We start from the raw sequence: 9,928 nt of genomic DNA, 5'->3' as shown, positions 1-9,928 counted from the left end.
TCAATTCCAGGCCATGGCCCATTCCATAAAAGTCCTGGCTGACATTCAGAAACAATAATTAAATCCACCTCTTACTCAATTTCCATATCGCCAGCAGTTCACAAACCATAAAGAACTAACCACCCAAACCCACCAAGCTCCAACCACGACAACCCGACAACCATGACAACTATACCCCATTACAGCACTCTTCATTCTCCATTCCTAATTCTCCATTCCTCACTCTTCATTCTTCACTCTTCATTCATCATTCATCATTCCGTCCACTCATCACTCCTCTAAATCTATTCCCCATCCCTTATAAAATACACTTCTGCGATTTTTCCATCTCTGATTTTATAAATGGCAATGGCCCGCATGGGAGGTTCTTCTTTTCGAATAGTCACTTCTTCCTGATCGATTACCGTATTGCCCATTACCATCCTGTTGACCAATTTACAATGTAGGTCAGGGGTGCGCGAGAACATACGGCCATACAGTCCATACATTTCGTCTCTGCCCTCATAGAGCAATTGATCAGGAAAATTGAAAACTTTTACATCTTCGGCATAGGGTAGGATAAATGCTTCAATATCCCGGGCATTGTAAGCATCCAACTGCTCCTGAGCCAGTTGTTCGGCGATTGTTTCTATATTTTGTTGTGCTTTCAAAGAAGTAAAGGCTAAAAAAGCCATTAAGCATAATAGTAGTTTATACACGTCTTTTGTCCTCCTGCCAGTTTTCTATGGATTGCTTGATTACTTTGGAACGCAAACCTTCTTTAATGGTTCGTTCTATCAGGGCTAATAGCTCGTTATCCCCTGCAAATCTAAGGGCAATGATCTGAGAAAGCCTGAGTTTCCTTTCTTTTTCACGGAAGGAACTACCCGTAAGTTCAAAATACCGCTGCCTCATTTCCAGCCTAATGATACGGTCTTGATTTTTAAGGGCATAAATTCTGGCCAAAAGAGGCAATAACAGCAATATAGTTGCTCCTATTAAATGATACACCTGTTCTGAGGCCTGAACTCCTGATCCAATGGCGGAAATGAGATTGACCAATGTCCAAACAAAATATACTAAAGTCAAAGGAGTAAGGACAAAATGGTGAAACGGATAGTACCTGGAATGGTTCTTATAATTTTGCATGAAAAATAATTTTTGATTGCTAATTACAATGTAATGTAATCCTGCCATCTATCAAAAAGATTATTGATCAGTTCCATAATTTTTTGATTTATCCTTTTCAGGCACAAAAGGGAAGTGTTTTTATCAGTACCCAATAGGTCAAGAATTTTGGATAAAGTACCTATAATCCATACCTTCGTGTTTCAATTAAAACACAATTATGAATCTTAAAAAGCTCGAGGAAGACCTTAACACCATTGTAGAAAAAAGAATTGCCTTAAGTAAAATCTCCTATGCAGATGAGGCTTATGATGATATAGAAGAAGAGATGCATGATTTGGAGGATGATTTTAATGAAGAATACGGAGATGAGCTGGAAGATATTTTGGAGAAAATTTATGCGCAATTGAAGTCAGACAATGAGGTCTTATTGCCTTCTGCCTACCTTGCCAATGAATATAGCAGTATGATGCCGGATGCCAGTGGAAGAGTAACATATGAAGTGGTGGGCAAAGAAGGCGTGCCGGTGGAATCTGAACAATTTGACAAGATGGACGTAAGACTCGTGCTCGTACCCAATCCTGCACGATTTATACTACAGATCAACGGAAAGTCCATGAAAGACCTTTGGGTTGCAAAGTAATGATCTGGTATTAATAACAGAATTCGTTAACAGTTTACTGAGAATTTAAAAATTGGCATTTACAGAGATCATAAAATGACAAAAGGTTTCACGCGGCGGGCGCAGCGAAGTCGCCGCGATCGCCGCGTGAAATAGATATTTGTCATTGGTACCGGAGCTTGCGGAGGTGAAAGGATGATTCGTAACATTGTCATTACCCTTTCAGAACATTTACCCAGGTGTTAAATACTCAAGTTGTCTTGGTTTCTTTTCAATCGAGGCAAGCTTTTATAAAAAACCCAATTTTTCCCTGACCTGCTGTAGAATATCTTTAGCTATAATACGTGCTTTGCCTTCTCCTTCTGCGAGCTTAGCCTCCAATTCATTGGGATTGGACATGTAATAATCAAAAAGCTTTCTTTCTTCGGCATATTTACTCAGTATGAGCGCTAGGAATTCTTTTTTTGCGTGACCATAACCAAAGTTACCGGCCAGATATTTAGACCTGAGTTCAGCTGTCTGTTCAGCACTTCCAATCAAAGAATACAGCTTGAAAACATTACAGGTATCCGGATCCTTGGGTTCTTCCAAAGGGGTAGAGTCTGTCACAATGCTGTTAATGTTTTTTTTCAGGGCTTTTTCAGGCAGGAATATATCGATGTAATTGTTGTAGGACTTACTCATTTTCTGTCCATCGGTTCCTGGAATGATCATTACTTCTTCAGAAATCCTAGCCTCAGGAATGGTAAAAATATCTTCTTCCACTTTATGATTGAAAGAGCTGGCAATGTCTCTTGTGATTTCCAAATGTTGCAATTGGTCTTTGCCTACCGGTACAATATTAGCGGAATAAAGCAAAATGTCTGCAGCCATTAATACTGGATAGGTAAATAGTCCTGCATTGACATCTGCCAGTCTGTCGGATTTATCCTTAAAACTGTGGGCATTAGCCAACATGGGAAAAGGGGTGAAGCAACTCAGGTACCAGGTCAATTCAGCAACTTCCGGAATCATGGATTGCCTGTAAAACACTGTTTTGTTGATATCCAATCCAAAAGCCAACCAGGCTGCTGCTACAGCCAGTGTATTCTCTTTTCGCATGGCCCCATCTTTAATTGTGGTCAAAGAATGCAGGTCAGCAATAAAAATGAAGGATTCATTATTGTCTTTTTTAGTCAACTCAATTGCAGGAGCAATCGCTCCCAGTATGTTACCCAAGTGAGGTCTTCCTGAAGACTGTATTCCTGTAAGTACTCTAGCCATGCCTTTAAAATTTCGCGCAAATTAAGTAAATAAAGGTACAATTCGCTCAAAATTTCACGTTATTTGCCCATATGAAGCTCCACATTTCAATCACCCTTTTGGTCCTTTTGAATGGCCTATTTATTTTAACCCTTGAAGGTCAAACACTTGAGCGAAAAAGTTTGGTTTGGGAACAAAGGAAAATAGACATAGGCCCAGTTTTGGAAGAAAATGGACCGATTGAAACGGTATTTTATGGTCTAAATCCTCACGCTGACAGTGTCTTTATTACAGAAATCATTACCGATTGTGGCTGTACAGCAGTTGATTTTTCCAGAGATACTTTATCTACCGATAAAATTGCTGCCATTCATGTCAAGTTTGATCCGGATCAGAGGGGGGGAGATTTTTCCAAAGCCATTATTATCAAAACAAATTTGGATAATGAGGGGGACACCTTGTTTTTGGAAGGAATCAATATGCCGCTCCCTGATAAGCCGGAGCAAAACTACCCATACCGTAAAGGCCCTGTAGGGTTCAGGCTTCCTGTTATCCATATGGGTAATGTTTTGACCAACGAGCCAAAAACCAAATTCATTGAGCTTTTCAATTTTGGAAAAGACTCTTTGGCTCTGCAGGTTGAACATTTAGAATTACCCGAACATATTTATTTGGTGCTATTGCCTGAGGCTGTTGCTCCTGGACAAAGAGCCCTTCTTCAATTGGCCTATGATGGAGAAAAAAAGGGAGATCTGGGTTTTTTTGAAGAAGAAATATCCTTGACTTTACAGGATGATACCCACCCCATTGCCATCAAATTGACTGCCGTAGTATTTGAATATTTTCAGCCCGTTCCCAAAAGTATGGAAAATATGGTTCCCAGAATTGGCCTATCAGAAATAGATATTGATATGCGGGAAATCAAGGCTGGAAATGTGGTGTCAAGAAGCATATTTTTTGACAACCTAGGCGGTGAGGATTTAATCATCCGAAAAGTCAGCAGCAACTGTACTTGTTTACGGGTTAAAGTATCGGATGACAGCCTTTCACCGGGTCAACGTGGACAGATAACCTTTGAGTTTGATACCAAAGGAAGAAGGGGGATTGACCACAAACACATTACGGTATTCAGTAATGACCCTATCAATCCAGTGAGAACGATTACCATAAAAAGTAACATAAAATAGAACTGAATGGTCGTTTTTTCCGTATAAATGGTATAGTTGTTGATAATAGATCAACAGGTGGAAAGTGAGCAATCACTTTTAAAACACCAGCAATTTATTTTATTTCTCACATTAAAAACTAACTAACATGAGTTCTACAAAGTTTCTTTTAGGTGCCCTTTTGGGTGCAGCTGTAGGTGTTCAAATAGGCATTCTAGTTGCCCCTGACAAGGGAGAAAATACAAGAAAGAAAATCACCAAAAAAGGTGGTGAATATTTTGACGACCTTACTGGAAAAATGAACGGGTTCTTCGATAACCTCACCAAAAAGGTATCAGACGTCAGTACAGAAGTCGATAAATTGGCAAAGAAGGCCAAAGCTGAGGTAGACAAGGTCAGCAAGTAAGGTCAAAACATTAAACCCGAAATATGCATTAGAATTTCTACGCCACAGCGCACAAGTTATTACTCATCCTAATGCATAATCCGGATCAAAGGGAGGCAAAAGCCTCCCTTTTTTTGTTAAAAAATACCCCCTTTAGGGTATTTTTAGAGGGGGAAATTATGCCTATCTTTATATTTATAATTTTCTCATTATCAAACCTCTATTTGAGTGATGCAAACCGAAGTGGTATTACCTACAACATTATTATCCTCCTTTGTATCAGGCTATTTTTCAGTAAATGTCGAAAAAGGGGATGAGGATATCAGCCTAAGACCCTACGAAAGCGGTGTTTCTCTTGGTATACCTTTGGGTAAACCTTTTTATTATTATGCAGGACCTTGTTATGGAGAGTTTGAAGAGGTACCATTCAGTATTTTCGATAAGCCTTTGATGTTTTGGGACAGTAAATCCATCGATTGTTTCAGCGTCAAGGGCAATGCCAAAGTAGTATTCATCATTTTTACAGACCTTGGCCTTCAGTTATTGCTTCATGAAAGAAATCCTGGTTTTAGAGAAATGATTTTTCCTTTCAGTAGGCTAGGTATTCCGGCCTTTGGCTTAATTGTAAAGAGGAAACTCCGGTTTTGCAATGGACAGGCCGCCGGTATCAAGATCATAGAAGAAGAACTACTAAGGTTTTTTCAAAGGTATCAAATCGATGAAAGCCATCAGGCAAAGATTGATTTGGATACCGAATTTCCATTTATTCCATAATTTTATTTTGCAAATCATTGATTAATAAAGTGTTATAATTTTTAAATAAAAAAAACTCGAAATACCCTATAAGTGTTATTCATTTAATGTCTGTAATGGCTTAGATTTGTCATCAGAATTATTTTATCTTTAGTATAATGCAGCAGGATTTTATTTTACCATCAGATGGATTAGTTGAATTCGTAACAGGTTACCTGCTGTTTGAAGGTGATTGTTCAAAACCAGTTGAAATTCAAACTTTCGAAAACAGTTATTCCTTGGGTATTCCCTTGGGAAAACCCTTTGACCTATATCTTGGTGGCAAATCTTTGGAGGATGAAAGTACTTTTGTAGACATCTTTGATAAACCATACTTTTTTATTTCTCATGAACAATTGACCTCCATTTGGATATCGGGAAATATCAGGTTGGTGTTTGTGATTTTCACAGAAAAAGGTTGGAAGGGTGTTATGCAACAAAAAAAGAAAGATTTTAACCAGCATATTTTTCCGTTAAGCAGGATTGGCGTTCCCATGTTTAACCTGATGTTAAAAAGAGAACTTCGCTTTAATGAGGACAATGTGAAAGGTATAGAAATTATTGAAAATGAATTAGAGCAGTTTTTTAAACGTGTCAAATTCAACAAAGAACCTGAGCAAATTGAAAGGCAGGAAGTATTTTCAGCATCTAAAGGAGAGCAAGGTTAAACCCGAAATATGCATTAGAATTCATTGGAACCAATTGGAATAATTTAATCCTTACGTTTACATCTATATTATTTAAGTTCATACACGTATACATTTCGTTGATTTAATTTATCCAAAAATCCCCTGTACAGGGGATTTTTTCATATGCTGTTAAACATTATTTTAGTCAGAAAGATAAAGTATGTATAAATTCTTTATGTTTCTTTTATCTGTCTTGGTCTTATTTGGAAAACAAGGCATAATGGCAAATGATATTTTTCTTAAACCTGCTTATCTCTTGATAGAAGATCAGGAAGATTATCCCCTTGAAGATCACCTTCAATTTTTTGAAGACCAGGAAGGATTAGACCTCTCGGGCATCTTTGAAGCGTATCGGCAGCATAAATTTCAAGCTTTAGGCCATCCATATTTGTTCAATAAAGGCTTCAGCCAATCCATTTGGTGGTTTGCCTTAGCCTTAGAAAATGCTACGGAAACCGAAAATTCAGTGATATTAAGCCCGGCAAGTGCCTCCTTATTGGAAGGCACCCTTTACATTTTAAATGATGAGGGAAAATTAATGGATACCAAACGATCAGGTTATGGCATCCGCAATGAAGATCGGGACATGGATACCCGCTTGATATCTTATCAGATCACCCTTGCTCCAAAAGAAAGAGTGATTCTTTTATTGAAAACCGACTCCAGGGGAAGAAATACCTATATCCCATTTTTCCTGGATAATGTGGACTCCTATTGGATTTTTGAGGTCAATAGGGCTGCCTTTTTTGGGGGACTGAGTACGGTGTTATGTTTCGCAGTCTTATTTGCTTTGTTGTTATTTATTTACCTGAGAGAACGCATCTACCTGATATTCGTGGCTTATGCCCTTTCCTGCCTACTGATGATTCTGGAGGAAGATGGATATGCCTACCATTGGTTGTATGGAGAAGAGGGGCTTCATGCCCTCTCCCAAATTGGAATACCGTTTTTTGGTCTGCTGACCTCTGCCTTTTTCCTCAAGTTTAATTTACATTTTCAAACCCTTGATAACAATAGACTCAGGTTATACCAAATCCCCTGGTTAATATCTTATTTGGCCCTCTTTTGGGCTGCTTTGATGCTTGTGCTGATTTCTTTTAGGATAGATGCCAATTTGCTTCTTAAGGTCAATTTATTGGCCATGTACCTATCCATTTTCTGTGTAGCCTTTGTCTTGTTGATCAATATCAGTCAAATGCACAAAAGGATGGGCCTGTATATCCTTTCGGCCAACCTCTTTTTGGTAATAGGACTTACCTTTTACCTTTTAAACAGTCTCGGTTATACTTCCATCAATCCTTTTTACCCCAATGGACTGGTCATAGGGGCATTGGTCAATGTTTTGGCATTTACAGTCGGCATAGGATACAGAAATTACAAAGACAGAAATGATAAAGAGGCCCTGTTGATTCAGATTTCAGAGAATGAAAAGCAATCCATCAAAGAAAAACTTCAGGTTCAGGAAGCGGAAAGGCAAAGGATAGCCAGAGACTTGCACGATGATCTTGGGGCTTTGTTGGCTATGATAAGGCTCAAGGTGGAAAATGTTGAACATAAGCTTTCAGGGCTCAATGGCCAAGTCATTGAAGGACTTTCCGAATCTGTGATGTTATTGGACAAGGCTGCCAAAGATGTTCGTTTCATTGCCCATGAACTTGCATCAGAAGAGCTGGACCAAAAGCAGTTCAAAACCTTGGTTGAAGATTTATTCCAAATCTTAAAAGCCCAGCATCAAGTCAAGTTTAGCCATCAAGTGGCGGAATTGCCTAAACTGCCCACGCCAATCAAGGGCAACCTTTTTCGCATCATCAAGGAATTGCTCAACAATATTCTCAAACATGCAGAGGCCCAGGAGGCAGAGCTGGAATTATTTTATGATGAGGAGGATGAGGAAATCAAATTGATAGTCTCAGATAACGGAAAAGGCTTTGACTGGAAAAAAGTAAAGGAGGAAAAGAAAGGAATGGGCATCAGTAACCTGGAAAACAGGGTAGCATTTCTTAAAGGAACTTATGAAATCAGTAGTGGACCTCAGGGAACAAGCATTTTGGTCTGCATACCTTATGATGTAAAAACATATGAAAAAGAGTAATACCGTACCGCAGGTAATTATTGTAGACGATCACGAGATTTTTGCCGATGGGCTCAAGCATATACTGGAAAGCAATTTAGGTTTACATTCCTGTTTACACTTCCCCAATGCCACTGCGGCATTGGAGTATTTGAAAAATGGGGGAGGGGCAGACCTGGTTATATTAGACCTTTACATGCCCAAAATGAACGGATTTGAATTTTTGGAGCAGGCAAGGGAAAAGGCTCCAAAACTCAAAGTCCTTGTGGTCAGCATGCAGTATGCCTTTTCGAACATATCATTGTGTCAAAAATTGGGCGCTGTGGGTTTTGTCAGAAAAGACAGTTCGCTCAAAGATATGATTGAGGCGGTGGAGACTACTTTGGCTGGTTTGGCATATTTCCCTGTAAAACAGGGCGAACAGCCTGAAGCACTGATCGAAAATGCCGTAGAAAGGATCTGCAAGTTGTACAAGCTTTCCCGTTCGGAAATTAAAATTCTAGCCCATTTACTTGATCAAAAAAATTACAGGGAGATTGCTGAGGCACTGCACCTCAGTCCGCTGACTGTCCGCACCCACAAAAAGAATATCTATAGAAAATTTGGGGTAAGGAATATTGCCGGAATAGTGGGTTTGTTGAAGGAAGAGTTGGAGAAGAGTTGAATTTTTTGTACATCCGGAGAGATGGCTTAGTTATGGGGTTCCTCCCTTCGCAGATAGATTGTGGTTGTCATGGTTGTCGGCAAGTAAGAGCCAAGGCAAAAGCGATGCCCTGAGTTAGTCGAAGGGGTAAAAAGAACCAAGTGGGTTTGTTAGAACCTGAAGTTAAGGCTTTTTAAGGGGGGCATTGAGAGTTTTCTTGGTTGTCATGGTTCGGACTTGAATAGGGAAGGAGTAGTCCTAGTTGTTGTTGTAATTGTTATAGTTGTTGTAATTGTTCCGCTTCGGACAAATAGTAGGGTTGTCGTGGTTATCATTGTTGTCAGGTTGTCAGGTTGTCATGGTTAACCGGTTAAGCTTTAAACTTTAATCATTTAAACTCTTTTTACCTAGATACAACAAGTTGTAAATATCTAAAGTTGGATTTTTAACCACAGAGGAACATAGGTCCACATAGTTTTCTCGGGATCAACCGCCTGATTTTAAAAACAAAGGTGAGTTGCTGTCCAACTATGTTTTCTTTGATACTTTGTGGCAGATATTTTTAGTACACCATAACTTGTCGCTATTTCGGGAGACAAACATAGGTTCACATAGTTATACCCAGTATCAACCGCTCATTTTTTACTTTTCCCTTGGCTAATTCAACCATTCTTCACTCTTAATTCATCATTCTACATTAATTTCCGGAACCGCTTCTGGGCACAGTGCTAACACTTTTACCCCTTCGACAAGCTTGGTTCGACATGCTCACCACATTGCAGGGCATCGCTTTTGCCGAGGCTCTTAATTTTTCTTGAGTCTTAAGTCTTTTGTCTTAAGTCTAATCTCTCGCTTCTTACCAAACTTTAATCATTTAAACGCTTTTCATCTCGGTACATGTAGTTGCAAAGATCTAAAGCTGAATTTTTAACCACAAATATAGGTTCACATAGTTTTCCCGGATACCAACCGCCTGATTTTAAAAACAAAGGTTCGGTGCTTCATAACTATGTTTTCTATGATACTATGTGGCAAAATTTTTAACCACAGAGGAACATAGGTCCACATAGTTTTTCCGGATATCAACCGACTGATTTTAAAAATAAAGGTGAGTTGCTGCCCAACTATGTTTTCAATAATACTATGTGGCAAAATTTTTAACCACAGAGGAACATAGGTCCACATAGTTTTTCCGGATACCAACCGCCTGA

Annotated in this window: 10 protein-coding genes; 7 read left to right on the top strand and 3 right to left on the bottom strand. The window is 39.1% G+C overall.

Translation table 11 applies throughout. From position 1 onward, the window contains the following. Positions 1–284 precede the first annotated feature (284 nt). The gene (locus B879_RS19290; RefSeq protein WP_009186905.1) at positions 285–674 is read right to left on the bottom strand and encodes a nuclear transport factor 2 family protein; all 390 of its coding nucleotides are present in this window, start codon (positions 672–674) and stop codon (positions 285–287) included. A 16-nt stretch (positions 675–690) separates the two neighbouring features. Next, the gene (locus B879_RS19285) at positions 691–1,128 is read right to left on the bottom strand and encodes a DUF6526 family protein (protein WP_040401285.1); all 438 of its coding nucleotides are present in this window, start codon (positions 1,126–1,128) and stop codon (positions 691–693) included. Between the two features lie 199 nt (positions 1,129–1,327). Here B879_RS19285 and B879_RS19280 point away from each other — a divergent pair, with 199 nt between their 5' ends. Then, positions 1,328–1,750 (top strand): hypothetical protein, encoded by a 423-nt coding sequence (locus B879_RS19280; protein ID WP_009186903.1) that lies wholly within the window; start codon positions 1,328–1,330, stop codon positions 1,748–1,750. Between the two features lie 267 nt (positions 1,751–2,017). On the opposite strand, the gene trpS is transcribed toward B879_RS19280, so the two are convergent. Then, positions 2,018–2,992, bottom strand: a complete 975-nt coding sequence (gene trpS, locus B879_RS19275) for a tryptophan--tRNA ligase (protein WP_009186902.1) — start codon at positions 2,990–2,992, stop codon at positions 2,018–2,020. Positions 2,993–3,063: 71 nt separating this feature from the next. On the opposite strand from trpS, the gene B879_RS19270 reads away from it, so the two are divergent. The 6 genes from B879_RS19270 to B879_RS19245 all read left to right on the top strand — a co-directional run bounded on the left by B879_RS19270 (position 3,064) and on the right by B879_RS19245 (position 8,738). Beyond that, the gene (locus tag B879_RS19270; RefSeq protein ID WP_009186901.1) at positions 3,064–4,158 is read left to right on the top strand and encodes a DUF1573 domain-containing protein; all 1,095 of its coding nucleotides are present in this window, start codon (positions 3,064–3,066) and stop codon (positions 4,156–4,158) included. 127 nt (positions 4,159–4,285) lie between these two features. Further along, positions 4,286–4,543: a YtxH domain-containing protein gene (locus B879_RS19265; RefSeq protein WP_009186900.1), complete on the top strand. Its 258-nt coding sequence runs from the start codon at positions 4,286–4,288 to the stop codon at positions 4,541–4,543. A 210-nt stretch (positions 4,544–4,753) separates the two neighbouring features. Beyond that, positions 4,754–5,296, top strand: coding sequence for a hypothetical protein (locus B879_RS19260; protein ID WP_009186899.1), 543 nt, complete (start codon positions 4,754–4,756; stop codon positions 5,294–5,296). Positions 5,297–5,433: 137 nt separating this feature from the next. Further along, the gene (locus tag B879_RS19255; RefSeq protein WP_009186898.1) at positions 5,434–5,982 is read left to right on the top strand and encodes a hypothetical protein; all 549 of its coding nucleotides are present in this window, start codon (positions 5,434–5,436) and stop codon (positions 5,980–5,982) included. Between the two features lie 241 nt (positions 5,983–6,223). Continuing rightward, a complete protein-coding gene (locus tag B879_RS19250) occupies positions 6,224–8,095 on the top strand; it encodes a sensor histidine kinase (protein WP_202949664.1) in 1,872 nt (623 codons plus the stop codon). Further along, complete coding sequence (locus B879_RS19245; protein ID WP_009186896.1) at positions 8,082–8,738, top strand: response regulator; 657 nt, start codon at positions 8,082–8,084, stop codon at positions 8,736–8,738. Before B879_RS19250 ends, B879_RS19245 begins: the two co-directional genes overlap by 14 nt. Positions 8,739–9,928: the final 1,190 nt, after the last annotated feature.

Origin of the sequence: Cecembia lonarensis LW9, assembly GCF_000298295.1 — a bacterium.
Lineage (GTDB): Bacteria > Bacteroidota > Bacteroidia > Cytophagales > Cyclobacteriaceae > Cecembia > Cecembia lonarensis.
Note: the sequence above shows the minus strand (reverse complement) of the source record. Positions and strands in the feature narration are given on the sequence as shown.